Consider the following 25219-nt stretch of genomic DNA (forward strand, 5'->3'; position numbering starts at 1 on the left):
AGGAGTAGGGTCAATGGCCGTACAAAAAAGCAAAAAATCACGTTCAATGCGTGGCATGCGTCGTTCACACGATGCGTTGACTACTAAAGCATTATCAGTAGATTCAACTAGTGGCGAAACTCACCTACGTCACCACGTTACAGCTGACGGTTTCTACCGTGGCCGCAAGGTAATCAACAAATAAGGTTGAACCTTGATTGGTCTTACCGTTGCACTTGATGCAATGGGTGGGGATTTCGGTCCTCAAGTTACAGTGCCTGCCGTCGTGCAGGCATTGTCGCAATTCCCAGAGCTAAAAGTTATAGTCATCGGTGATCGTGACGCGATCACTGCCCAACTTACACGTCTAAGTTATATCCCTAATTCAAGATTTACCATTGTTCACAGTGACAATGTAATCGACAATTCAACTCGTCCATCTCATGCTTTAAGAAACAGTACTGGTAGCTCAATGCGTTTGGCCCTAGATTTAGTGGCTGAAGGAAAAGCGGATGCTTGCGTTAGCGGCGGCAATACTGGTGCGTTAATGGCATTATCACGTTTTCGTTTAAAATTATTACCTGGGGTAGAGCGTCCTGCATTGATTTCAGCGCTGCCAACAGAATCCGGTAATAAAACGTGGCTATTGGATCTCGGTGCTAATGTTTCCTGTGATGCAGATACCCTTTTTCAATTTGCGGTGATGGGATCCGAGTTAGCAGAGCAAGATCTTGGGCGTAAAGCTCGAGTCGGGTTACTAAATATTGGTGCTGAAGAGATCAAAGGCAATGATTTAGTAAAGCGCTGCGCAGAAATGCTAGCGGACTGCTCTGAAATTAATTTTGTTGGATATATTGAAGGCGATCAGCTTTATAAAGACAGTGCTGATGTGATTGTCTGTGATGGTTTTGTCGGTAATGTTTGCCTCAAAACCAGTGAAGGGGTCGCTCATCTTTTCTTAGATCAAATTAAATCTCACATTTCCACCTCGCCATTTAAGCGTTTTATTGCTAAATGGTTATTTGGTGATCTATTTAATAATTTAAAACAGCTGAACCCCGACCAGTACAATGGTGCAAGTCTGATAGGATTGCGCGGTATTGTGATTAAAAGCCACGGAAGTGCTGATATACCCGCTTTTATTAACGCAATAGGCGAAGCGGTACACGAGGTCAAACGGCAAATACCTAGTCGAATAAGTGATCGTTTGGAAGCAGTTTTACTCGAGAGGCATTATTAGTCTTCATGTATAGCAAAATTCTTGGTACAGGCAGCTACCTGCCGGCTCAGGTGCGTAGTAACGCAGATCTAGAGAAAATGGTAGATACTAATGATGAGTGGATTGTCGCTCGAACAGGCATTCGTGAACGTCGAATTGCGGCTGCAGATGAAACGGTATCCACAATGGCTTATCAGGCATCGCTGAATGCAATTGATATGGCTGGCATTGAAAAAGATGACATCGACTTAATTATCGTCGCGACGACGAGTTCAAGTCACTCTTTCCCGTCAGCAGCTTGCCAAGTTCAGGGAATGTTGGACATTAAAGGTTGTCCTGCATTTGATATTGCAGCAGCATGCTCAGGTTTTGTGTATGCGTTAAGCATTGCAGATCAGCATATTAAAACGGGCATGGCCAAAAATGTGCTAGTGATTGGGTCGGACACTTTATCCCACACTTGTGATCCAACTGATCGCTCTACCATTATTTTATTCGGTGATGGTGCCGGTGCTGTTGTGGTAGGAGCAAGTGAAGAGCCGGGTATTATTTCTACTCATCTTCATGCTGATGGTCGTTTTGGCGACTTATTAAGCCTACCAACTCCTGCCCGTGGTCAAGAGTCTGATGACGATTGGCTACACATGGCAGGCAATGAAGTTTTTAAAGTTGCAGTAACCCAGTTATCTAACTTGGTAAAAGAAACCCTTAAAGCTAATGATATGGATAAGTCGGAACTTGACTGGCTGGTTCCTCATCAAGCGAACCTTCGTATCATTTCGGCAACGGCTAAAAAGCTGTCTATGTCCATGGAACAAGTTGTTGTAACGCTTGATCGCCATGGTAATACGTCCGCAGCGACAGTGCCTACGGCATTAGATGAAGCTGTACGTGACGGAAGAATTAAACGAGGCCAAACCTTACTTCTTGAAGCGTTTGGTGGTGGATTTACTTGGGGCTCAGCCCTAGTCAAATTCTAATAGTTAGGAAAACATAATGAGTAAGTTAGCAATTGTATTCCCAGGCCAAGGCTCTCAAGCTGTTGGTATGCTTGCTGAGTTAGCTGAGCAGCATGAAGTTGTCACTCAAACTTTCGCAGAAGCATCAGAAGTGCTTGGTTATGATCTTTGGGCATTAGTCCAAAACGGTCCTGCCGCTGATCTTAATGAAACTTTTCGCACTCAGCCTGCATTGTTAGCGGCATCTGTTGCTATTTGGCGAGTATGGCAAGAACAAGGTAATGAACAGCCAGCAGTATTAGCTGGGCACAGCCTTGGCGAATACTCTGCACTGGTTTGTGCTGGTGTTATTGAATTTAAGGAAGCGATTCAATTAGTAGAACTGCGTGGTCAGCTAATGCAGCAAGCAGTACCGGCTGGTGTTGGTGCTATGTATGCAATTATCGGCCTTGATAATGATGCGATCGCTAAAGCATGTGAAGAAGCGGCCCAAGGTGAGGTTGTTTCTCCAGTAAACTTTAACTCGCCAGGTCAGGTAGTGATCGCGGGTAACAAAGACGCTGTTGAGCGTGCTGGCGCTTTATGTAAAGAAGCTGGTGCCAAACGTGCGCTGCCTTTGCCTGTATCTGTGCCGTCACATTGTGCATTAATGAAGCCTGCGGCTGATAAATTAGCTGAAAAGCTGCAAGAAATTGAATTTAAAACACCTGAAGTTGCAGTGATCAACAATGTTGATGTTCAAGCTGAAACTGCACCAGAAGCAATTAAAGATGCACTTGTACGCCAGCTTTACGGCCCAGTTCGCTGGACTGAAGCGGTAGAAAAGATGGCGGCAGAGGGCGTTGAGTCACTATTAGAAATGGGACCAGGTAAGGTTTTAACTGGTTTAACAAAACGAATTGATCGCAAATTAAGTGCTGCTGCTGTGAATGATCCAGCAAGCCTTGATGCTGCTAAGTAATTATATTTAAGGGGATAAAATGAGCCTTGAAGGACAAGTTGCACTAGTTACAGGTGCAAGCCGAGGTATTGGTCGCGCAATTGCTGAACTTCTTGTTGAGCGTGGTGCTACGGTAATTGGTACAGCGACATCGGAAGGTGGTGCAGAAGCGATTAGTGCATACCTTGGTGAAAACGGTAAAGGTATGGCGCTGAACGTGACTTCAGCTGAATCAGTTGAAGAGGCACTAAAAGCGATTAAAGCTGAATTTGGTGATTTAGATATCTTAATCAATAATGCGGGTATCACGCGTGATAACTTGCTTATGCGTATGAAAGATGACGAATGGCAAGATATCATGGACACTAACCTGACTTCTATTTTCCGTCTGTCTAAAGCGGTATTACGTGGCATGATGAAGAAGCGTAGTGGTCGTATTGTTAATGTTGGCTCTGTGGTTGGTACTATGGGTAACGCAGGTCAAGCTAACTACGCGGCAGCGAAAGCGGGTGTGATTGGTTTTACTAAGTCATTAGCTCGTGAAGTTGCTTCTCGTGGTGTTACGGTAAATACAGTTGCGCCAGGTTTTATCGAAACTGACATGACTAAAGCCTTGAATGATGACCAACGAGCTGCGACACTAGCCCAAGTCCCAGCAGGCCGTTTAGGCGACCCTCGTGAAATTGCTGCAACAGTTGCATTCCTTGCATCTCCAGACGCAGCATACATCACTGGTGAAACACTGCACGTAAATGGCGGCATGTACATGGTTTAATCAGAAAGTTGCCGCAGTTGATGACTTGCATCAATTTTGAGCTAAAATCCTGTGAAAAATCACGAAAATCGTGGTTTGACCAGCAAAGTGGCTCTTGCAACTTTCTTAATATTGAATAAACTACAGCAAATATCGCACATCAGCGAATCTGTAAAGGAAAAGAGAAAAATGAGCAACCTCGAAGAACGCGTAAAAAAAATCATCGTTGAACAACTAGGTGTTGATGAAGCAGAAGTTAAAAACGAAGCTTCTTTCGTTGATGATCTAGGTGCTGACTCACTAGACACAGTTGAGCTAGTTATGGCACTAGAAGAAGAGTTTGACACTGAGATTCCAGATGAAGAAGCTGAGAAGATCACAACTGTTCAAGCTGCTATCGACTACGTGACTAGCGCACAGTAAGAAACATCCCCAGGCGGTCTCCTTGACCGCCTGAGTTTTATTAGACTACGTCATCCTATCCAATCTACTGAAAATCTACATACTCCGGAGAATCGAATCGTGTCCAAGCGTCGTGTAGTTATCACTGGCATGGGTATGTTATCACCGGTGGGTAACACCGTTGAAACGTCCTGGAAAGCCCTTCTTGCTGGTCAAAGTGGTATCAGCAATATCGAACATTTTGATGCATCAGACTTTGCTACTCGTTTTGCAGGTATGGTTAAAGACTTTAACTGCGAAGAGTACATGTCCAAAAAAGATGCCCGTAAAATGGACCTATTCATCCAATACGGTGTCGCTGCTGGTATTCAAGCATTAAAAGACTCTGGCCTTGAAGTTACAGAAGAAAATGGTACGCGTATTGGTGTTGCTATTGGTTCTGGTATTGGTGGCTTAGGTCTTATCGAAACAAATCACGTGAATTTGTTAGACAAAGGGCCTCGTAAGATTAGCCCGTTTTTTGTTCCATCAACTATCGTAAACATGATTGCTGGTCATTTATCGATCATGCACGGTTTACGTGGTCCGAACATTGCGATTTCAACCGCATGTACAACTGGCCTTCATAATATTGGTCATGCTGCTCGTATGATTGCTTATGGCGATGCTGATGCAATGCTAGCGGGTGGTGCTGAGAAAGCATCAACACCACTAGGTATGGGCGGCTTTGCTGCTGCTAAAGCGCTTTCTACTCGTAATGATGATCCGCAAGCGGCTTCACGCCCATGGGATAAAGACCGTGATGGTTTTGTTCTTGGTGATGGTGCTGGTATGATGGTTGTTGAAGAGTACGAACACGCAAAAGCTCGTGGTGCAAAGATCTACTGTGAATTAGTTGGTTTTGGTATGAGCGGTGACGCTTACCACATGACATCACCGAGTGTTGATGGTTCTGGTGGTGCACTTGCTATGGAAGCGGCGATTCGTGATGCAGGAATCAGCACTGACCAGATTGGTTACGTTAATGCCCACGGTACATCTACTCCAGCAGGCGATGTTGCTGAGACTTTAGGTATTAAACGTGCTCTTGGTGAAGCTGCAGCGAAGAAAGTATTGGTTTCTTCTACTAAATCAATGACTGGCCACCTTTTAGGTGCCGCTGGCTCTGTTGAAGCTATCATTACGGCAATGTCTTTGGTTGATCAAGCGGTGCCACCAACGATTAACCTTGATAACCCAGACGAAGGTTGTGACTTGGACTACGTTCCAGGTGAAGCACGCCAAGTAAACCTTGATTACGCAGTGTGTAATTCTTTTGGTTTTGGTGGTACTAACGGTACTCTTATCTTTAAAAAGATGTAATACCAACAGTATTGATAGTAACCTAAGCGGCTTGATAATTTTATCAAGCCGTTTTTTTATGCGTGCAATTTTAGGCCAATGAGATCAGATGTACTTAGTTAATGGAATAAAGCGAACGGAATTATCGATTGCTGATCGTGGGTTTCAATACGGTGATGGCTGTTTTACGACGATGCTGGTTAAAGGCGGGAATATACAGCTGTGGCTTTATCATAAAGAGAGGTTGCAGTTGGCGTTATCCCGGCTGAGTATCAAAGAACCCGATTGGGAGGCAATCCAAGAGTGGTTAGTGAGCGTTCAAAGCCCGAAAACGCTATATGGTATTAAAATCTTAATTAGCCGAGGGCAGGGTGGACGTGGCTATGGTTCTGATGGATGTAATGCAACTCAAGTTGTTATATCCAGTTTTGATTTTCCCAAACACTATCTAGAGTGGGCAGATAAAGGCATTGATCTAGCAATATGCAAAACTCAGTTAGGTCATAACCCACTGCTCGCAGGGATTAAACACAATAACCGTTTAGAGCAAGTATTAATCAAGCAAGAGCTGAGTCGGCTTAATGCTATAGATGGGGTTGTATGCGGCCTTGATGGCAATGTGGTGGAAACATCGGTGGCGAATCTGTTTTGGGTTCGAGATAAAGTTTTATATACTCCCGCCACTACATTGGCTGGGGTTGATGGGGTCATGAGACGTCACGTTCTCTCTCTTACTAAGAGTATTGGGCTTTGTTATAAAGTGGTAACATGGCCGTTAGAGCAGTTGTTAGGTGCTGATGAAGTGTTTATCACCAATTCTCTTATGCAAATTGTACCCGTTAATCGCATTGGCTCTCAGGAGTTTACGAGCCATACCGTTACACGACAAATCCAGGAGACGTTGAACCTGTGTTAAAGAAGTTAGTTACGTTTATTTTTATCGTGGCATTAATCAGTGCTGCTGGCGTTTATTGGGGATATCAGCAAGCATTAGGCTTTCTTTCTCAGCCCGTTGCATTATCAAAAGCTGAATTGATCACAGTGAAGCCAGGTATGCATTTGCGCAAAAAACTGGCTCAACTGCATCAAGGTGACAAGATTCAAGGCATTGAGTGGGCTCGCTTTGTTCCTTATCTTGCTCCTGAGTTAGCGAACCTGAAGGTAGGAACGTACTGGGTGGAACCTGGTATTAGTCTGAGAGAGTTGTTAGTTCAGCTAAATTCTGGGCAAGAACACCAGTTTGCCATCACGTTTGTAGAAGGTAGTCGATTTACAGATTGGCAAATAGAGCTGCAAAAAGCACCACAAATTAAGCACATTTTATCGGACAAGTCAGAAGCTGACATTGCGAAAATGCTTGGTATTGATAGAGAAAAACTAGAAGGACTCTTTTTACCTGAAACGTATCATTACACGGCAGGTACCACCGATTTAGCTATTCTAAGACGTGCTCATCAAGATCTGCTTGATATTGTTAATGCCAGTTGGGAGAAAAGGGATACTAAGTTACCCCTAACATCGCCTTATGAAGCGCTAACCTTAGCGTCGATTATCGAAAAAGAGACAGGGGTCAGTGCTGAGCGTGAGCGCATTGCTTCTGTGTTTGTGAACCGTTTGAATAAACGTATGAGATTACAAACGGACCCAACGGTTATTTACGGTATGGGGGATAATTACGATGGTAACATTCGTAAAAAAGATTTACGTGCACCAACGCCGTACAACACATATGTGATTTGGGGGCTACCACCAACTCCAATTGCAATGGCCGGTAAAGCGGCGATTGAAGCGGCATTGAATCCTGAAAGCAGCGACTATCTCTATTTTGTAGCGACCGGAACAGGCGGTCATACATTCTCTAAAACATTAGTACAGCACAACCGTGCCGTTCGTGCTTATTTAAGAACACTGAAAAAATAATTATGGCAAAGTTTATTGTAATTGAAGGCCTTGAAGGCGCAGGAAAAAGCACAGCAATTAAGTTAATTATTGATGTATTAAGCCAACGCGGGATTGATCCAGTAACAACCCGTGAGCCGGGTGGGACGCCTCTAGCGGAGCAAATGCGTGCATTGGTAAAAGAAGGGCATCCTGATGAGCCTCTCACCGACATGGCGGAATTACTTCTTTTGTATGCCGCCCGAATTCAGCTCATTGACAATGTAATCAAACCGGCCTTGGCTCAAGAGCGCTGGGTAGTGGGCGATCGCCATGATTTATCTTCTCAAGCTTATCAAGGTGGAGGCCGAGGCTTTGATAAAGAACTAATGCTGAATTTGCGTGATACGGTGTTAGGTGATTTTAAACCTGATCTCACTCTGTATTTGGATCTCGACCCTAATATTGGGCTGGAGCGTGCTCGTGCCCGTGGGGAGTTAGATCGAATTGAGCAAATGCAAATGAGCTTCTTTGAACGAACTCGTGCCCGTTACCTTGAACTTGCCGAGCAAGATGATTCTATTATTACGATTGATGCCAGCCAGACATTGGAAGAAGTCAGTAATGATATTCGAAATGCACTAAACAGCTGGCTTGATAATGAGTGCTAAGTTGTACCCATGGCAAGAGCCAACCTGGCAACAGTGGCAATCGTTGATTGTTCAAGACCGTTTGCCTCATGCCATGCTCTGCGCAATGCCCGTTGGAAGTGGCCGAGAAGTCTTGGCAGCGTATTTAGCGAATACATTATTGTGCCAAACGCCAGGAACAGAGCCTTGTGGATTATGCCACAGTTGTGATTTGCTTAGCTCTGAAACGCATCCTGATTTACATTGGGTTAAGCCAGAAAAGGAAGGCAAAGCCATCACGGTGGATCAGATCCGTCAGTGTAACCACTGGGCTTGGGAATCATCACAATTAAGCGGGTTACGAGTGATTGTGATTGAGCCAGCTGAAAATATGAATGAAGCGGCGGCGAATGCTTTACTAAAAACGCTAGAAGCGCCTCCGGCAAGCTGCCATTTTATTTTATTAACAGCGGCAACTCACCGCTTGTTACCGACTATCTTAAGTCGTTGTAATGTATGGCAGCAACCTCATTTAGGGGAAGAGATGGTACTTAGTTGGTTAGAGCAGCAAGGAAACCACGAGGTCTCTAAGCAATCTTTGCGTTTATGCCAAGGTTTACCTCTTAGCTCATTGCAGTTTTATCAAGATAAAAAAGATAAACAGCATCAGCAATTACTGACTAGCTTCACCGCGTTTATTGAATCTGGTTTTGGTTCATTGTCTGACATAATGTCTTTGATTGGTAAAGAGCGTGAGGAAAGCTTGTTATGGCTTAGCTATTTGTTAGCAGACACCCAAAAAGTCCAACAAGGTGTTATCGAAGGCGTCGTTCACTGTAATAGTATGGCGACTCTTCAGACTCTGTCATCGACACTTTCTGTTAATACGGTGTACCAACAATTTAAATCACTGAATGAATTACGAAATCAGTTAAATGTTCATTCGGGTTTAAACGAAGAATTATTAATCAGCCAATGGCTATTTGGATTTATTACTGGAGAACAAGGTGTTAGTTGACTCTCATTGCCACCTAGATAAGCTAGATTATGACAATCTACATACAGGTGTAGAAGATGTTCTGAATAAAGCAAAAGAACAGGGTGTTGAGCATTTCCTGTCTGTGGGGGTAACTCTTAACAGCTTCCCTGCAATGTTGGAGTTGATCAAGCCACATACGGAAGTATCAGCGTCTTGCGGTGTGCACCCATTAGATATTGATAGTGAGTTTGATGTCGAAAAACTAAAAGAATATGCCAGTAACGACCGTGTGGTAGCGATTGGTGAAACCGGCTTAGATTATCACTATCAGCCTGAGCTAGCAGAGCAACAACAAGCGATTTTTCGTGAGCACGTAAAACTCGCGGTTGAACTGAATAAGCCTGTGATCATCCATACTCGTCAAGCTCGTGAGGATACCTTGCGCATTTTACGTGAAGAAGGTGCGGAGCGTTGTGGGGGAGTGATTCATTGTTTCACTGAAGATTGGGATTTTGCACAAGCGGCAATGGATCTGGGCTTTTACATTTCGATCTCTGGTATTGTCACGTTTAATAAAGCGATAGAGCTAAAAGATGTTGTGAGACGTTTACCTCTGGATCGAATTCTCATCGAAACTGATTCTCCGTACTTAGCTCCGGTTCCATTCCGTGGCAAAGAGAACCAACCTGCGTATGTAAAAGAAGTGGCTAAGTACATTGGGTTACTAAAAGGGATCTCAGAAGACGAAGTTGCACGAAAAACCACCGAGAATTTCAAAAATCTTTTTTTTAAATGAAAATGAACATTTTGAGTAAATAAAGGGGCTTCGGCCTCTTTTTTTGTTTTTATCCTTCTATATTTATAAAGCAATATCTTTATGGCTTTTTTTTGAGCACTCTGTCACCGGGTAACGGAGATTGTAATTTCGTTACATAAAATAACAGAAGGGTTGAAGAAAGAGTTTTGATTAGATGCTTATTTTATTAAAACATCATTATATACATGTAGTTACGATGTTTTTCCTGAATGGATGTAAGGCTTGCATGTGATCCGGATTATGTTTTCCCCGTTGCTTTAAAAAGTGGATAGAAAGCCAGATATTGAACGCGTTATATTTATTGACAGATTTATTATAGAAATAAAAAGTTACATGTTTAGGTGTTAGCACCGTGGCTACGGGGGTATGCCGCTAATACTTACCATAATCAAAAAACTCATTCAGGAGCACAATATGTTTAAAAACCTATTTGCCAATTTACAGAAGGTCGGTAAAGCGCTAATGCTACCGGTATCTGTGTTGCCAGTTGCTGGTATTCTTTTAGGGGTTGGTGCTGCCAACTTTAGTTTCCTTCCAGAAGTGGTTTCGCACTTAATGGAGCAAGCGGGTGGTTCCGTATTCGGTCAAATGGCACTGCTATTTGCGGTAGGTACTGCACTTGGTTTTACAAATAACGATGGTGTAGCAGGTCTTGCTGCGGTTGTTGGTTACGGCATTATGGTTGCGACACTAAAAGTGATGGCAACTGTGATGGGCGTTGATGGCATCGAAACAGGTGTACTCGGCGGTATTCTTGCTGGTGGTGTAGCTGGTTGGGCATTTAATCGTTTCTACCGTATTCAGTTACCAGAATACTTAGGCTTCTTTGCCGGTAAGCGTGCAGTGCCAATCGTAACTGGTTTTGCATCTATCGGTCTTGGTTTAATTCTATCTGTTGTTTGGCCTCCAATTGGTAGTGCAATTGCGACATTCTCTGATTGGGCTGCAAACCAAAACCCAGTAACTGCATTTGGTATTTATGGTGTCATTGAACGTTCTCTAATTCCTTTTGGCCTTCACCATATCTGGAACGTACCATTCTTCTACGAAGCAGGTAGCTGTGTAAACTCTGCGGGCGAGCAAGTAAACGGTATCATGACATGTTTCCTAACTGCGGATGATGCATCACGTGCAGCTGGTAACGGTTTTGGTCAGCTTGCTGGTGGTTACCTATTCAAAATGTTCGGTCTTCCTGCTGCCGCAATTGCAATTGCACACTCAGCAAAACCTGAAAACCGTGCAAAAGTAATGGGTATCATGGCGTCAGCGGCGTTAACTTCATTCCTAACGGGTATTACAGAGCCAATTGAGTTTTCATTCTTATTCATTGCTCCGGTTCTTTACGCTATCCACGCTGTATTAGCTGGCGCGGCTTACATGCTAACAAATGCATTGGGTGTTGTTCACGGTCACACGTTCTCAAACGGTTTCATTGACTTCATCGTTCAGTCTCCACGTGCTGAAAACATGCTTCTTCTTGTTGGTCTTGGTATTGCTTACGCTGTTATCTACTACGTAGTGTTCCGTGCCGTAATTAAAGCTATGGATCTTAAGACTCCAGGTCGTGAAGAAGAAGATGATTCTAAATCGCAAGCGACAGGCTCTGAGCTAGCTGGCGAACTAGTAGCGGCATTTGGTGGTAAAGATAACATTAAAGGTCTTGATGCTTGTATTACTCGTCTACGTATCTCTGTAGCAAACGTAGAAGCGGTAAATCAAGAGAAATTGAAACAACTTGGCGCTGCGGGTGTTGTTGTTGCTGGCTCTGGTGTTCAAGCGATTTTCGGTACTAAATCAGATAACTTGAAAACAGACATGGATGAGTGGATTCGCAATCAAGGCTAATCATTCTTCCAAACAATAATAATCAAAAGGAGGCTTCGGTCTCCTTTTTTGTTTTGCCTGGTTTTTAATTATCAGGTTAACTTTTTAGTAGATACTAACTGCATTTCTACCTTTCTTTTTAGATGCATACAGAGCTTCATCAGCATCGTTAAGGAGCTGATTAATTTCTGAGTCTTTAGAATATTGAGAAACCCCAAAACTGGCTGTTACGGTATTTGAATGATTAAATTCGTGGCTTTCGATGGTAACTCTTAATTTTTCCGCCACTATTGCTGCTTGTTCTGCCGTGGTGTTAGTGCTGATAATCAGAAACTCTTCCCCTCCCCAGCGTCCGAGTAGGTCTGCCTTGCGTAGATTTTTTTTCAGTAAGGCTGCAATGGCAACCAAAACCTCATCTCCGATTAAATGACCGTGTTCATCATTGATTTCTTTAAAATGGTCTACATCACATAAAATGACACTAAATGGAGTTTCGTATCGACTGGCTTTTGATTCGCTTTTAACCAAAAAGTCATCCAGTAAGCGACGATTGTAGACTTGCGTCAGGCTGTCGGTTTCTGAGAGTTCTTGCAGTTTTCGGTTGTAATTTTTGAGCAACCACTGCCGATATAATAAAAAGCTGATGATACATAGCAGTACAGCAAAAAATGGAACAAGATAAGGGTGAGAAATGTGCTGTTTGTATTGAACAGAAACCCACTTATTTGCGAGTTGTTTTTGAGTGTTGATATCAATTCTGTCCAGAGATTTTTCAAAAATGGTATTCAAGATAGGTTCATCTTTACGGGTTGCCATAGACAGTTGCCATGAGAGATCCAGTTTTCCGTTAATGATGAGATCCGGAAAGCTCCGTTGGATGGCGTAGCTGATCACTTCGAGTGAGTCTATATAGCCAAAAATTTCCCCCTTTTTTATTTTAGATAAACCTGAGGTTATGGAGTCCACCTCAATAAAATGAATGTTTGGGTATTCACTTTTTAAAATATCAAAGAGTGCATACCCTTCTACAATCCCTATTTTATGATTGCTTAGGGAAGATAAATCGGCAATAAAAGGCAAAGTGGGCAACGTGGTAATGACGAGTGGACTTTTAAAGTACGGGCGTGTGAAGACTAAGTACTGCTCTCGATCGACTGTTTTGGCTGCCATAGGTAAAAAGTCACATTTCCCGTCTTTTATCATTTGCAAAGATTCAGCCCAGCTTTTTGTTGGAAGTAGCTCCATTGGGATCTCAATTTTTTTTGCTATTAGATTCAGTAAGTCGGCTGAAATCCCTAAATGTTGGTCATCGAGGCTGCTTTCCAGTGGCATCCAATCCGGCTCGGTACAAAAAGTAAGAAATTTTTTATGTGCTAAATACTTTTTTTCTTGGGAGGTCCATTGTATTGGCCACTCATAGTGCTTTTGATTTGAGAAAGAAAACCAGCGTTTTGTCAGGGCATTCAGTTCTTGCTCTGTGACTGATGCCATGGCTTTATCTATGATCGTTTTGAGGATGGGTTTATCGCTACGAATACCAATATGTTGTGGTTGACTGGTGAAAATAGGGTTAGATTGTATTTTCCTGATGTGTAAATTGGAATAAAAGTATTTGTTGGTATAAAAATTTAGAGCAGCAAAACTTTCAATGGCAGCATCAGCTCGGCCGTCTGTAACTTGATGGATGGATTCTAAAGAGTTTGAGGTTAAAAGAAGGTTTATTTCTGGATAATGGCGTTTGAGTAGTTCTTCATGAAAAAAGCCTTTCACTACGGCAAGATTTTTTCCTTTCAAATTCTCTAATCTTGTATAGCGTTCATTGCCGACTTGAACCAATAGTGCATCGGTTTCATCAAACATACTGTATTTTGAAAATAAGGTGTATTTTTTCCGATCATCGGTGATCTTCATGTTGGTAATGAGATCGATCTGGTGATCTTTTAATAAAGTCAAATAGTCGCTCCATTTATGGCCAGTTACAAAGTCGACCTTTAAGCTGAGTTTAGTGGCGAGCAGGCGTATGTAATCATTTGAAAACCCCTTAACCTGACCGTATTCAATATAATTAAAAGGTGGCCACATTTCTTCAACATGAACACGTAACGGAGGATGGTTACGTAGGTAGCTTTCTTGTTCAATACTGAGTTCGAGAGGTTGATGTGTAGTATTTGGTACATCAGCGTAGGTAGGTCGCACAGTAGAAAGAAGAGCGGATAATATGAAACAGACAAGTTGGCGCGAGAAGTTTCTGTTAACAGCGTGAATGCACATTGAGCTGCATATTTGGAAAAACGAAAAAAATAATACCATATGATATCCAGTCTCTCGTTTTTAAGCTGCCTAAGAATAGCTTTTAGTACAGATCAAAAAAGCGGATCTTTCAATCCGCTTTTTTATCAGTATCTTATTGCTTAGTTACTTTTCATGGCTTTATTGATACACCAGGCCGCACCGCCCCAAGTAATACCAAGGCCAAACAGCATCATAAAGATTGCGCCTGCAGTCATACTAAGCCTCCTTGCTTGATTTGTTGATGACGATAGCTACTACTAGCATTACTGCAAGTAAGCCCCAACCCAGAGTTAGTAAATCTGATGTTGCATAGCCACCATACCCATCAGTAATCGTATTCACGATGTTTGTACCTAGGATGATAGCCAGTAGCGCTGGGCTAATAAAACGTAAGCATATTTCGAACCACTTACCAATGGTGAACTCAGAAATATTGTTTACGTGGCTACGAATATCTGACAGCTTCACTAACCAGCCCATAATCAATAGCTCAATGATACAGCTAGTTAGTAGGGCGATATTGTTGATAAAGTAATCAACTAGGTCAAGAAGTAATAGGCCGCCATTTGTTGCAAATGCTAGTGAGATCACAAGACCTGTACCACACACAACAGATGCCGCTTTCTTACGTGACCACTTTAGCTTGTCAATGAAGGCAGAAGTTACCGCTTCAATAATGGAGATATGAGAGCTTAAACCAGCAACCACTAACGCAAGGAAGAACAGAGGGCCTAAAATATACGGTGCCGGAAGTAAGTTAATGGCCGCTGGAATAGTAACAAATGCCAAGCCTACACCTGCGCTAACAACATCTGTTAGTGGTTTGCCTTGCTCTTGAGCCATGTAACCTAATACAGAGAAAATAAGTACACCAGCAATGATTGAAAAACCACAGTTAATCAAAACTGTCATGAAGGCATTATTGTTAATATCTGACTTTTCAGGCAAGTAGCTTGAGTAAGCCAGCATGATCGCAAAACCAACACTTAAGGTGAAGAAGATTTGCCCGTAGGCCGCAGACCATACTTTAGGATCCATGATTTTGCTAAAGTCTGGTTGGAATAAGTAATTTAAACCGTCTAAAGCACCAGGTAGGAAAACCATACGGCCGATCAGAGCAACAACCATGATAAATAGCAGTGGCATCATGATTTTACTTGCTCGCTCAATACCACCTTTTACACCACTAAAAATAGCGGCAAACGTAATACCCCAAGCAATCACCATTGGAATAGCAATGTGCCACTGAATACTACCTAACTGGCTCGGAGAGTTATCGCCAAGTTTCAGGTATTCGCTAAAGAAGTAGGCATTGGTGTCCTCGCCCCAACTTTGGGTAAAAGACATGCTAAAGTAAGAGATAGCCCAACCAATAACGGCCACATAGTACACGGCGATGACCGCGGCAATCAGTACTTGAAACCAACCTAGCCATTCAAACTTTGCATTGATCTTTGCTAGTGTGCGTGGTGCAGAACCACGGTATTTGTGGCCTAAACCGAACTCCATGATCATAAATGGAATACCAGCGGTTAACATGGCAAAAAGGTAAGGAATAAAAAATGCGCCACCGCCGTTTTCATACGCCATGTATGGGAAACGCCAAATATTACCTAAACCGATGGCGGAACCAACGGCTGCTAGTATAAATCCAGCACGGGATCCCCATTGTTCTCGTTTCATAAATAACTCCTGTACTACTACATATCCCTAAGAAATGAACTCAAGGTAGTTTATTGTTCTATTTATTTTGATGTGTGTTTGCATAAGCTAAAACATATAGCTGTGCATAAAGTGCAGAGTAACCACTCTAAGAGGTTAAGGCAATAGAACACTTGTGTTGCAAAAAGGTTCTAATATGGTGAAAAGTTCTATTTGGGTATTCTTAGTGAGTTGGTTTGGAATGGATTACTTTATAGTCTGGTGTAATGTATTACTTTTCTTATTATTGATAGCGTAAAAAACTTTCTTATAAAAGGTTTATATTGACCATAAAATAAACGAGAAACATAACTTTATGGTTGGCAGCTCATAAAATGACAGTTGAGCCTCAGAATGTGAGAGTTAGAGCGATTTGAGTTTGAATTTGATGCAACCATTTACCCGAAAATTTTAAGTTACATTCAGAACTGCTAGAAGGGGCAGTGCATTGTCCATAAGCTTGGGTTTCTATGGCGCTTGATAGCCAACGCCCTTCAGCACTGACCTTGATGTTTGAAGAGAAGCTGTAGGCCAGACCAGTGAATAGGCTTCCAGAGAAAAAATAATCCTTATTACTCCATTGGGTTTGAATGTAACTGGCACCTAGGCTTGCGCCGACAAAGCTACTTATTAAAGGCTTTAACTCGTAATCTAGGGCACTTTGGAGATGAAAGTAATCTATTTGGCTGTCTAAATCATAATGTTCTAATTTGGATGACTGATGGCTATAAAACAGCCCGATTCGGCCCTCATCAATATCCGTCTCTAGCCGCACAGAAAAACTAGGGGCTCCATTAATCGTGTGCTGCTCTTGCTCGTTTTCTGTTACTTCTCCACCCGTAGAAAAACCATAGCTTAATGTAAAGTGTTGCTCGGCATAAGCTGTGGGCAAAACGGCAAAAAATAAAAGTAAAAGAGCAAGAAAGTGCATAATTTGAACACCGTTTAGAAAGTAGAAAGATATATTGTGATGTTAATTGAATAATGGCGCATTTAAATTGCACTGTCTTGGAAGATGTTTCAAAATATTTGTTATTGAAATGTAATTTTTGTTTTGGAGGTTGGTTATGGAGTTTGAACTTAAATTTGCGTTGGTAACAACTGTTATTGCTATCTCTGGGATCATTACTTTTGGCTTGGTTGCAATCACTAGTTAATTTTCTCTTTCTGTCATACAGTTAAAAGAACATATCAATATATTAGGTGATATTAAGGTTTATTCTTTTAGCCGCATGAGAGGTCTGTGTGGAGATAAATCCTAGGAGTGATAACACTAATTCTGCTGTTAAATCATCAATCTTGAGTGGTTATACACAAGGAACATTGGCTATTGTTGCCCAAGGCGGTGGTCAAAAAGGTATTTTTACGGCCGGGGTTTTTGATGCTTTTTTATCTGCTGCTTTTGATCCTTTCTCTCTCTATATTGGTACTTCAGCTGGAGCATTAAACCTAAGTACTTATCTGAGCCGACAGCCAGGTTTAGGTAAAGCATTTGTTTCTCGGGTAACGACACAAGATCAATTTTTTAACTTGTTTCGTTATATCCGACGCTCTCAATCCATGAATTTAGATTGGGCGCTTAGCACCGTCACTTCCCCCCCATTTCAACTGGACTTGCAAAATGCCAGAGGCGTTCTTAGGCACAGAACCGCCTTGGCGAGCGTAACTTGTGGTTCCACACTGCAAGATGCTTATTTTCCTATGTTTCAAGATAATTGGAGTGAGGTGCTAAAAGCGACCTGTGCGATTCCTATGCTTTATCCTAAATCAGTAGCAATTGATGATAACTATTGGTTAGATGGCGGTGTTTCTGCGGCAATTCCAGTACAAGAAGCGTGGCGTCGAGGCTCTCGGGTTATTGTTGTGGTTCGAACAGAGCCAATCAGAAAAGAAGAGGTAGAACCGCAGGCATCAAGCCAGTTTCTAGATAAGTTACCTGAGTATTTAACGAAGATAAATCAGTTAGATAAGCTTGAGAGTATCAAAGCCTTCCATTCCGATCTGACGAGTCAGTTTGAGCAGCTGAAATCATCAATGCATCAATTTGCCCAAGAAAAATTTGTTCAGCTTGTATCACAGCACGTAGATAAAAAAGGGGAGCATATTCTCAATGGTGGGCGGTGGTTATTCGGCGGTGATGATATTTACCGCTTAGCGGCCTTAACAGGGGGGCGATTTGACTCTCGGTTGGTGGATATGTTGCTTGTCCATTATCAAACCTATGAGCTAACCGAGCGCTTTTTAACCATGCCGCCAGATGATTGCTGTATTATACAAATTGCGCCTCAGAAACCGCTGCAATCGTTGCCCTTATTGAGTAAACAAGAAGCTCTAGAAGTGGATTATCAGGCAGGAGTTGAAGCGGGTTATCAATTTATACGGCAATATAGTCACTATTTTCAATAACTACATAGGATAGAACCGAACATGACTGAGTTTGAAAAAATGCGTCAGGGATTACCATACAGTCCAGACGATGAAGAGCTGAGTTTATTTCGGATGGCGGCGCGGCGATTATGCATCGAACGTAACCAATTAGATCCTGAACTTCATGAAAAAGCGGATATTATTCACACCAAACTTTTCGCTCGTAAAGGCAACAATGTCGTGATAGATAGCGCTTTTTTTTGTGATTATGGCATGAACTTAGAGCTGGGTGACAATGTATTTATTGGTTTACGGTGCACCATTAAAGACAGCGGTCACATTACAATAGGAAATAACGTGATGATAGGTAATGCCGTCACGATCAGCTCTGTTTCGCAGCCGTTACTGCCTAATGAGCGCATTGCTGGAGAAAGTGAGTTATCTGAGCCGATTATTATTGGTAACCATGTGCGAGTTGGTGATGGGTGTTTGATTTTATCTGGAGTAGCGATTGGTGAAGGGGCCGTGATTTTACCGGGCTCTGTCGTGAGTCAAGACGTTGAACCGTTTTCAATGGTGTCTGGAAATCCTGCAACGGAGTTACGAAGACTAAGGTAGTGGTTTGGATTGGTAGTGAAGGGGAAGATTTACTTCCCCTTCATTTAACTGGATAAAATCAAGTTAATGCATGAGATTAAGCGGCTTGGCGTATTGGAGTTAAGTATTGTTGCCAAGCTTGTTGATATAAATGTTGAGATTGAATTTGTAGATTATTAATTTGTGCCGCTTCAAAATCGCTCACGATGCGTTGTTCTGATGCAGCTTTACGTTCAATACCTTGTACAATTTCATAAATATCGTGCTCAGGGCCACTTTTTACTTTCGCAATTTCACGTAAATGGAGCTGAACTTCGGCGATAATGTTTGTTTTAGGTAATTTAACTAGCATGTTGATATCACGGTAGCCTGAATTCGCAGGAGTCTTAAATCTGTTCTTAACTTTAACAATGGTGGACTCACGTTGTAGAACTTCATAGGCCATCATTAATTGGCTTACATCATCAGCAATAATGGTAGCACGTGCGATATCGGTAATTTTACTTGCATCACCATTCAGCTCCGTGGTGACTTTTTCTAGGGCTCTCTGTTCTGATTTAATGCCAGCAAAGCATGTGCTTGTATTGGAAAGTAAGACTGTTTCTTTACATAAGTTTTCTAATTCGAATTGCGCCTGATGAGACTTAGAGTACAGGATGTCGAAATCTTGGTAAGGTTGAACAGGTTGGGAATTGAAATTTTCGATTGCGTAAAGACCGCTTAAACTATGACGGAAGGTTTTGCGGTTTTCTTCACTCTGAGCAGTATCTCGAACTTCTGCGTCTTTTAATTGAGTGATTGGGGCTGCTTGGACAGGGGCACGACCAAAAACTAACACCATTAACACAGCAGCACGTAGCAGTTTATTCATTGCATCTCCTTGAAGATACCTGCACCATTTTCAACCTTTATGAGGTATGACTGAATGGCAGCGGTATAACCCGTGGGTTAAAACAAGAGCAAAAGCTCACTTAGTAAAATTGGTAATAAAGGTGACTAAGTTGCTTGTTGATTCATCATAGTTGCTAGTGGATATACCATAGCAGATGAATCTGAATCTAATATGAACAAATAAAGATAATAACGATTGCTACAGATTAGATGTGGTGTGGTGATAACAGTTTCAAGGGAAGGAATTGAAAAGAAAGTTTTTCTTAGATAAAGGTCACAAATGAAATCGGCACTAAGAAGTGCCGATTTAACTTTAAAATATTACTGATTGGCTAAGCAACCGTGGGTAAAAAGAGGTTACACTCGTGGTGCTTTTCTTTTTGAACCACTTGGCTTTTGGCTAAAGTTTGATGGCTTATTACGTGATTGTGGCTTCTGTCCGTGACCTTTATTGCCATTATTCGTCGATTTTGAGCCATTTCTGTTTCCGTTGGCTTTCGGCTTGTTAGCCTCACCACGAGACTCATTGCGCTGCTTGTTACCACGTGAATCGGGTTTTCGGATATCCGGTTGGTTTTTCGTGTGTTTTGTAGCAAAACGTTTAGCACCATGTCGACCAGAGCCTCGACGTTGAGCGGGGGTCAGTTGTGCTTCTGCGCCTTCTGCAGGTACCAAACAGTTGGGTCTATCACCGATAAGGTGTTGTTTACCCATGTCAATCAGTGCTTCACGGATCAACTTCCAGTTAGCTGGATCATGGTAGCGCAGTAGAGCTTTATGTAAGCGGCGCTGACGTTCCCCTTTGGCAACGGGCACTTCTTCGCGCTTTTTATATTTCACACGTTTTAGTGGGTTGGTTTCTGAGTAATACATGGAAGTAGCATTACACATTGGTGATGGGTAGAAATTTTGTACCTGATCACACTCAAACTCATTTTTCTTTAACCATAATGCTAGATTTAGCATGTCTTCATCTTTGGTACCTGGGTGAGCAGAGATGAAATAAGGGATAAGATACTGTTTTTTACCCGCTTCTTTGCTGTATTTTTCGAACATCTCTTTGAAACGGTCGTACGTTCCCATACCTGGCTTCATCATCAGATCTAATGGATTCTTTTCCGTATGCTCAGGAGCAATTTTTAGATAACCACCAACGTGATGGGTAACAAGTTCACGAACATATTCTGGTGACTCAATGGCTAAATCGTAACGAACCCCAGAGGCGATCATGACTTTTTTGATGCCTTTTACTTTACGAGCTTCACGATATAAATCGATAGTATGGCGGTGGTCTGTATCGAGTTTCTTACAGATATCAGGGAATACACACGATGGTCGACGGCAGTTGATTTCTGCTTTTGGATCAGAACATCCTAGACGGTACATGTTGGCCGTTGGGCCACCAAGATCGGAGATAGTACCAGTAAAGCCCGGAACCTTGTCGCGAATTTCTTCTAACTCATCAAGAATAGACTCTTTAGAGCGGTTTTGAATGATTCGGCCTTCGTGCTCGGTAATAGAGCAGAATGAACAGCCACCAAAACAACCACGCATAATATTGACGGAGGTTTTGATCATGTCGTATGCAGGAATTTTTGCGTTGCCATACTTAGGATGAGGCACACGTGCGTACGGTAGACCAAATACAAAGTCCATTTCCTCGGTTGTAAGCGGAATTGGCGCTTGGTTTACCCATAGTTCGCGGTCACCATGTTTTTGGATTAGTGCGCGGCCAGAGTATGGGTTGGTCTCTAAGTGCATGATGCGACTAGAGTGAGCGTATAAAATACGGTCGTTATTTAATTTTTCAAAAGGAGGAATACGAACCGCAGTTGTTTTGGCATCGTGTCGTGATGGCTGAATGGTGACAACTTGTGGTTTGTCTTCTTTCTTCTCTGCTTTGCCTGCTTCACATTGCTCTTCTGTGGTGTATGGGTTAATCGGCACAAAGGCCTTTCCTGGTTTCTCAATACGAGAAGAGTCGATGATTTTATAATGTTCCGGTGCTGCTGGCAGGTTCACAGCCGTACCGCGGATGTTGGTCATCTCTTTAATGTCTTCGCCGTTTGCTAGGCGATGAGCGACTTCAACTAAAGCTCGTTCAGCGTTACCAAATAATAGGATGTCACCTTTTGCATCAAACAAAACAGAGCGACGAACTTTATCAGACCAGTAATCGTAATGGGCAATACGACGTAGGCTTGCTTCAATACCACCAAGTACAATGGGTGTGCCTTTGTAAGCTTCACGGCAGCGTTGAGAATAAACGAGAACGGCACGGTCAGGGCGTTTGCCTCCTTCATTATTCGGTGTGTACGCATCATCGTGACGTAGCTTTTTATCTGAGGTATAGCGGTTGATCATGGAATCCATGTTGCCAGCAGTAATACCAAAGAATAAATTCGGTTGGCCTAGTTCCATAAAAGCGTCTTTGTTGTCCCATTTCGGCTGGGCAATAATGCCGACACGAAAGCCTTGAGACTCCAGCAAACGGCCAATCACCGCCATACCAAAACTTGGGTGATCAACATACGCATCACCCGTTACGATGATGATATCGCAGCTATCCCAACCTAATTGATCCATCTCTTTACGAGAAGTAGGGAGGAAAGGGGCTGTGCCATAACATTCAGCCCAATATTTCGGGTAATCATTAATGGCGGTAACGTTAGTGTTGTACATATATTAACCTCAAATTTTAGAGGCCGGAATTATAGCGACTTGGTGGGGAAGAGACTAGGTATTATGTAAAAGAAAAGTAAGAGAATTGGCCCGAAACGCAGGGGAAGTTGCGCAACAGGCCGAATTAATATTGTTATTTTTATAAAAGCCGAGTTTAGAGAGTAGCCAACGGACATTGTTATATCATTGAGAATTCACTCAGTTATGGATCAAATGTAGTGCAACTTCTACAGTAGTGCCAGCTTTTGTGGGGTAATTATTTGTATTAATGTCAAAAATACAAAAAAGCCCACCAATTGAGGGTGGGCTGATGTTGAAAATGAAGGTGAATTATACCGCTGGGACTAGGATTTGGGTCGCGATAATGACAACGGCAATGCCGACAAAAACAGGCACTGAGGTACGTTTCACTACTTCAAACGGTGATATTTTTGCCATACCAGATGTTGCAACCACGACACCTGAAACGGGTGAAATAGTTCGCCCTAAGTTAGAAGCTTGTAACATTGGGATGATTAAGTAAGCTGGATTGAGCCCCATTTTTGCCGCCAGCGATGGAATTAACTCGACGAAGGCATAGAAAGGCGCATTTCCTGAGCCCGTTGTGATGGCGGCAAGGGTCGTTATGATGACCAATAAGAGCATCATGAAAATACCACCAGTGCCTAAGGTTTCTGCTAGGTGAAGCAAGTTATCAATAAATCCGACAGATTTAAGTCCTTGAGCAAAAACACCCGCTGCAACCAAGAGCATTACAACCCCGGCAAACGCATCTGCCATCCCACGATAAGCCACAGTTAAACCATCAAAGACTTTGGTGCTGTCCCCTTTGTTTCGCGCTAATTCCAGTAAACAAGAAATAAAAAAGCAAATGACTAAGATGGTAACGATGTGAAGTTTTGGCAGTAGGTTCCCGCTAAACAGCAATACACCGATGATTGGCGTAAAAGGGAGAATGGCATAGAACTTTGGTGCATTTACTTCGAGCTCGTTTACGTCCATGCGTTCGTGGCTAACACCTTCTTTGTTATCTAGGTAACGTTGCCAGAAGAAATGAGCAACGGCCATGCAAAGAATCGCCACAATGGAGATAGGTAGAGTGGTTTTAAACGCGAAATCAATCAGCTCCATACCAGCCGCTTCTGCTGCAACGACCACATCACCAGAGGTTGGCGCTAGGATGATTGCGGCCGGAGAAGCACAAATGGCCGTGGCGGCACCGCGGCTGATCCCCATGTTTACCATTAATGGGAATAAGGTCGCCATTAATAACACACCAAGGCCAGTTGCTGAAGATACAGCCAGAGACATTAAGCAAGCAACGAAGTAAGCAGCAACCATTAATACATAAGGTGATTTAATAAACTGAAGAGGTTTAGAGGCTACCTTTACAACCATGTCGTTGGCACCCACATGAGTCATGTACGAAGCAAAACCACATAGCACCATGATCATCATGCCTAAGCCGCCGCCACGGTACATTAGTAGGTATTTAATGTATTCGAAAACGTCAGTTAGCGCATTGCCTGTGGTAGGTACGCTGGAAGGGAGAACTTGCTTTCCCATTCCTGCGGTGATGGCCAATAAAATAATGCCACCTGTTAATAACACTCCAGTTGCTGTATAGCCTTTAAAGATATACCGCCCCACTATTGCTGATATGGCTAAGCCAATAACTAACTCCAGCATGGAATATTCCTCTATATAAATTCAAAAAACAAAAATTGTGTAACTTTTTAATATTTTCTTACACAATTGATAAGGTTGAATTTACATAAGATCTATGGCAAGTACGATCACAACCTGAGCTTGTCATGATCTAAAACAAGTTAGAATTCACTGTGTTACAAAACTGAAACGAGTTGGATCTGAAGTGGTGTGGATTGGTAAATAGGCTGAAAATAAAAGGCTGCTAAAGTATGTTGAGTTATGGGGATTTTGTATGTGGTTTTCATAAATACACATAAGTCATGAACAGTGCGTCGAGTCTTTAGCTTGCTTGATGTATTCAAGGAAGGTTTGCTCTGCAATAGAGAGGTAGCCATGTTTACGTCGAGCAATGACGATATTAAGGGTGATAGGTTCAGAAAATGGCACTGCGACTAGGTTATTTTCTTCTTTCGAAACAATATCCAGTAGAGCGGTGATAGCACTGCCACTTCGAACAATTTTTAAAATCATGGGTAGTAGGTTGGTTTCAAAAGATATATTTGGAGTGTAATGATTTTCCAAAGAAACTCTGTCCATGAATTCTCGATGAAAATAGCCCTTTTTGAACATGATGAGCTTCTGAGAGAAAAACTGATCGAATCTGATGCTGTTTAGTGTCGCAAAGGGGTGGCTAATACCAACGGCCGCGACCATTTGTGGGCTGAGCAGTGGTTCTACCATTAATTGCTCAGGGACATTTTCGTTGTTGATCACTCCAATATCGAGTTCTCCATTTACCAGCATATCGCGAATAGATTGCGTGCCAGCTTCTATGACGGTCAGTTTTAATTCCGAATACTTACTTTTAAAACCCATTAGAATATCTGGGAAAAAGTAAGAACCAAGCATACCCGGCACGCCAATTCTCACTTCGCCCTTTTTGAGTCCACGTAGTTCAGCCATGGCCAACTCAGCGTCTTCGATTTGTTGAAGAATTAAATGGCAGTGGGCGAGAAAGGTTTTACCTTCAGAGGTGAGAATTATTTTGCGATCGACTCTTTGAAATAAGTCGAGCTCAAGGTGCTGTTCTAACTTTTTAATCGCCATGCTTAATGCGGGTTGAGCGATGTGCAGTTGCTCGGCGGCACGAGTAATATTGCCTATTTTGGCAACCGTTGCGAAGTAGTGCAGATGGCGTAAATTCATGTGCATAAATTAAATTGATTATAAAGATATTTTTAATATATTTTCATTATTCTATGCCTATTGTTACCTTTTTACTGTGATTAGGTAGTAACTTATTTAAGACGGGTAAAGG

23 protein-coding genes are annotated in these 25219 nt (G+C 42.4%); 15 read left to right on the forward strand and 8 right to left on the reverse strand.

What is annotated here, in order from left to right:
- The first annotated feature begins 13 nt into the window (after positions 1-13).
- The 13 genes from rpmF (at position 14) to ptsG (ending at position 11742) form a co-directional block, all read left to right on the forward strand.
- Positions 14-184: a 50S ribosomal protein L32 gene (gene rpmF, locus MHO82_RS08945; RefSeq protein ID WP_239183557.1), complete on the forward strand. Its 171-nt coding sequence runs from the start codon at positions 14-16 to the stop codon at positions 182-184.
- Positions 185-193: 9 nt separating this feature from the next.
- A complete protein-coding gene (gene plsX, locus MHO82_RS08950) occupies positions 194-1219 on the forward strand; it encodes a phosphate acyltransferase PlsX (RefSeq protein ID WP_239183558.1) in 1026 nt (341 codons plus the stop codon).
- 5 nt (positions 1220-1224) lie between these two features.
- Positions 1225-2178, forward strand: coding sequence for a beta-ketoacyl-ACP synthase III (locus MHO82_RS08955; protein WP_239183560.1), 954 nt, complete (start codon positions 1225-1227; stop codon positions 2176-2178).
- A gap of 16 nt (positions 2179-2194) precedes the next feature.
- Positions 2195-3118: an ACP S-malonyltransferase gene (gene fabD, locus MHO82_RS08960; protein ID WP_239183562.1), complete on the forward strand. Its 924-nt coding sequence runs from the start codon at positions 2195-2197 to the stop codon at positions 3116-3118.
- A gap of 19 nt (positions 3119-3137) precedes the next feature.
- A complete protein-coding gene (gene fabG, locus MHO82_RS08965; protein WP_239183564.1) occupies positions 3138-3872 on the forward strand; it encodes a 3-oxoacyl-ACP reductase FabG in 735 nt (244 codons plus the stop codon).
- A 168-nt stretch (positions 3873-4040) separates the two neighbouring features.
- Positions 4041-4274 (forward strand): acyl carrier protein, encoded by a 234-nt coding sequence (gene acpP, locus MHO82_RS08970; RefSeq protein WP_004737381.1) that lies wholly within the window; start codon positions 4041-4043, stop codon positions 4272-4274.
- Positions 4275-4373: 99 nt separating this feature from the next.
- On the forward strand, positions 4374-5615 hold the full coding sequence (fabF, locus tag MHO82_RS08975; RefSeq protein WP_239183566.1) for a beta-ketoacyl-ACP synthase II: 1242 nt from the start codon (positions 4374-4376) through the stop codon (positions 5613-5615).
- A gap of 88 nt (positions 5616-5703) precedes the next feature.
- A complete protein-coding gene (gene pabC / locus MHO82_RS08980; RefSeq protein WP_239183567.1) occupies positions 5704-6510 on the forward strand; it encodes an aminodeoxychorismate lyase in 807 nt (268 codons plus the stop codon).
- Positions 6504-7514 carry an endolytic transglycosylase MltG gene (mltG, locus tag MHO82_RS08985; RefSeq protein WP_239183568.1) on the forward strand — a complete coding sequence of 337 codons (1011 nt, stop codon included), beginning with the start codon at positions 6504-6506 and terminating at the stop codon, positions 7512-7514. The genes pabC and mltG overlap by 7 nt, the downstream gene beginning before the upstream one ends.
- Positions 7515-7516: 2 nt before the next feature.
- Positions 7517-8143 (forward strand): dTMP kinase, encoded by a 627-nt coding sequence (gene tmk / locus MHO82_RS08990; RefSeq protein WP_239183569.1) that lies wholly within the window; start codon positions 7517-7519, stop codon positions 8141-8143.
- Positions 8133-9119 (forward strand): DNA polymerase III subunit delta', encoded by a 987-nt coding sequence (gene holB, locus MHO82_RS08995; RefSeq protein WP_239183570.1) that lies wholly within the window; start codon positions 8133-8135, stop codon positions 9117-9119. The genes tmk and holB overlap by 11 nt, the downstream gene beginning before the upstream one ends.
- Positions 9109-9876: a YchF/TatD family DNA exonuclease gene (locus tag MHO82_RS09000; protein WP_239183572.1), complete on the forward strand. Its 768-nt coding sequence runs from the start codon at positions 9109-9111 to the stop codon at positions 9874-9876. Before holB ends, MHO82_RS09000 begins: the two co-directional genes overlap by 11 nt.
- Positions 9877-10311: 435 nt before the next feature.
- The gene (gene ptsG / locus MHO82_RS09005; RefSeq protein WP_239183574.1) at positions 10312-11742 is read left to right on the forward strand and encodes a PTS glucose transporter subunit IIBC; all 1431 of its coding nucleotides are present in this window, start codon (positions 10312-10314) and stop codon (positions 11740-11742) included.
- Between the two features lie 84 nt (positions 11743-11826).
- On the opposite strand, the gene MHO82_RS09010 is transcribed toward ptsG, so the two are convergent.
- The 4 genes from MHO82_RS09010 to MHO82_RS09025 all read right to left on the reverse strand — a co-directional run bounded on the left by MHO82_RS09010 (position 11827) and on the right by MHO82_RS09025 (position 16645).
- Positions 11827-14031, reverse strand: a complete 2205-nt coding sequence (locus tag MHO82_RS09010; RefSeq protein WP_239183575.1) for a transporter substrate-binding domain-containing protein — start codon at positions 14029-14031, stop codon at positions 11827-11829.
- 101 nt (positions 14032-14132) lie between these two features.
- Complete coding sequence (locus tag MHO82_RS09015; RefSeq protein ID WP_239183576.1) at positions 14133-14228, reverse strand: MetS family NSS transporter small subunit; 96 nt, start codon at positions 14226-14228, stop codon at positions 14133-14135.
- Position 14229: 1 nt separating this feature from the next.
- The gene (locus MHO82_RS09020; RefSeq protein ID WP_239183577.1) at positions 14230-15696 is read right to left on the reverse strand and encodes a sodium-dependent transporter; all 1467 of its coding nucleotides are present in this window, start codon (positions 15694-15696) and stop codon (positions 14230-14232) included.
- Positions 15697-16063: 367 nt separating this feature from the next.
- Positions 16064-16645: a hypothetical protein gene (locus tag MHO82_RS09025; RefSeq protein ID WP_239183578.1), complete on the reverse strand. Its 582-nt coding sequence runs from the start codon at positions 16643-16645 to the stop codon at positions 16064-16066.
- 368 nt (positions 16646-17013) lie between these two features.
- On the opposite strand from MHO82_RS09025, the gene MHO82_RS09030 reads away from it, so the two are divergent.
- The gene (locus MHO82_RS09030; RefSeq protein ID WP_239183579.1) at positions 17014-18120 is read left to right on the forward strand and encodes a patatin-like phospholipase family protein; all 1107 of its coding nucleotides are present in this window, start codon (positions 17014-17016) and stop codon (positions 18118-18120) included.
- A gap of 21 nt (positions 18121-18141) precedes the next feature.
- The gene (locus MHO82_RS09035; protein WP_239183580.1) at positions 18142-18699 is read left to right on the forward strand and encodes a sugar O-acetyltransferase; all 558 of its coding nucleotides are present in this window, start codon (positions 18142-18144) and stop codon (positions 18697-18699) included.
- Between the two features lie 76 nt (positions 18700-18775).
- Here the strand turns inward: MHO82_RS09035 and MHO82_RS09040 are convergent, their stop codons facing one another.
- From MHO82_RS09040 to MHO82_RS09055, 4 genes are all read right to left on the reverse strand, one after another.
- Positions 18776-19549, reverse strand: coding sequence for a phosphoribosylglycinamide formyltransferase (locus MHO82_RS09040; protein ID WP_239183581.1), 774 nt, complete (start codon positions 19547-19549; stop codon positions 18776-18778).
- A 377-nt stretch (positions 19550-19926) separates the two neighbouring features.
- Positions 19927-22251: a YgiQ family radical SAM protein gene (locus MHO82_RS09045; protein ID WP_239183582.1), complete on the reverse strand. Its 2325-nt coding sequence runs from the start codon at positions 22249-22251 to the stop codon at positions 19927-19929.
- A 330-nt stretch (positions 22252-22581) separates the two neighbouring features.
- The gene (gene dcuC, locus MHO82_RS09050; RefSeq protein WP_239183583.1) at positions 22582-23940 is read right to left on the reverse strand and encodes an anaerobic C4-dicarboxylate transporter DcuC; all 1359 of its coding nucleotides are present in this window, start codon (positions 23938-23940) and stop codon (positions 22582-22584) included.
- 279 nt (positions 23941-24219) lie between these two features.
- On the reverse strand, positions 24220-25107 hold the full coding sequence (locus MHO82_RS09055; RefSeq protein WP_239183584.1) for a LysR family transcriptional regulator: 888 nt from the start codon (positions 25105-25107) through the stop codon (positions 24220-24222).
- Positions 25108-25219: the final 112 nt, after the last annotated feature.

It is taken from the genome of Vibrio sp. Of7-15, assembly GCF_022347565.1.
Lineage (GTDB): Bacteria > Pseudomonadota > Gammaproteobacteria > Enterobacterales > Vibrionaceae > NORP241.

Bases quoted from the DNA above. Each gene is read 5' to 3' on its own strand.
- rpmF (WP_239183557.1), top strand. From the start codon at position 14: ATGGCCGTACAAAAAAGCAAAAAATCACGTTCAATGCGTGGCATGCGT.
- MHO82_RS08955 (WP_239183560.1), top strand. From the start codon at position 1,225: ATGTATAGCAAAATTCTTGGTACAGGCAGCTACCTGCCGGCTCAGGTG.
- fabD (WP_239183562.1), top strand. From the start codon at position 2,195: ATGAGTAAGTTAGCAATTGTATTCCCAGGCCAAGGCTCTCAAGCTGTT.
- fabG (WP_239183564.1), top strand. From the start codon at position 3,138: ATGAGCCTTGAAGGACAAGTTGCACTAGTTACAGGTGCAAGCCGAGGT.
- acpP (WP_004737381.1), top strand. From the start codon at position 4,041: ATGAGCAACCTCGAAGAACGCGTAAAAAAAATCATCGTTGAACAACTA.
- pabC (WP_239183567.1), top strand. From the start codon at position 5,704: ATGTACTTAGTTAATGGAATAAAGCGAACGGAATTATCGATTGCTGAT.
- tmk (WP_239183569.1), top strand. From the start codon at position 7,517: ATGGCAAAGTTTATTGTAATTGAAGGCCTTGAAGGCGCAGGAAAAAGC.
- holB (WP_239183570.1), top strand. From the start codon at position 8,133: ATGAGTGCTAAGTTGTACCCATGGCAAGAGCCAACCTGGCAACAGTGG.
- ptsG (WP_239183574.1), top strand. From the start codon at position 10,312: ATGTTTAAAAACCTATTTGCCAATTTACAGAAGGTCGGTAAAGCGCTA.
- MHO82_RS09010 (WP_239183575.1), bottom strand. From the start codon at position 14,031: ATGGTATTATTTTTTTCGTTTTTCCAAATATGCAGCTCAATGTGCATT.
- MHO82_RS09015 (WP_239183576.1), bottom strand. From the start codon at position 14,228: ATGACTGCAGGCGCAATCTTTATGATGCTGTTTGGCCTTGGTATTACT.
- MHO82_RS09020 (WP_239183577.1), bottom strand. From the start codon at position 15,696: ATGAAACGAGAACAATGGGGATCCCGTGCTGGATTTATACTAGCAGCC.
- MHO82_RS09025 (WP_239183578.1), bottom strand. From the start codon at position 16,645: ATGCACTTTCTTGCTCTTTTACTTTTATTTTTTGCCGTTTTGCCCACA.
- MHO82_RS09035 (WP_239183580.1), top strand. From the start codon at position 18,142: ATGACTGAGTTTGAAAAAATGCGTCAGGGATTACCATACAGTCCAGAC.
- MHO82_RS09040 (WP_239183581.1), bottom strand. From the start codon at position 19,549: ATGAATAAACTGCTACGTGCTGCTGTGTTAATGGTGTTAGTTTTTGGT.
- MHO82_RS09045 (WP_239183582.1), bottom strand. From the start codon at position 22,251: ATGTACAACACTAACGTTACCGCCATTAATGATTACCCGAAATATTGG.
- dcuC (WP_239183583.1), bottom strand. From the start codon at position 23,940: ATGCTGGAGTTAGTTATTGGCTTAGCCATATCAGCAATAGTGGGGCGG.
- MHO82_RS09055 (WP_239183584.1), bottom strand. From the start codon at position 25,107: ATGAATTTACGCCATCTGCACTACTTCGCAACGGTTGCCAAAATAGGC.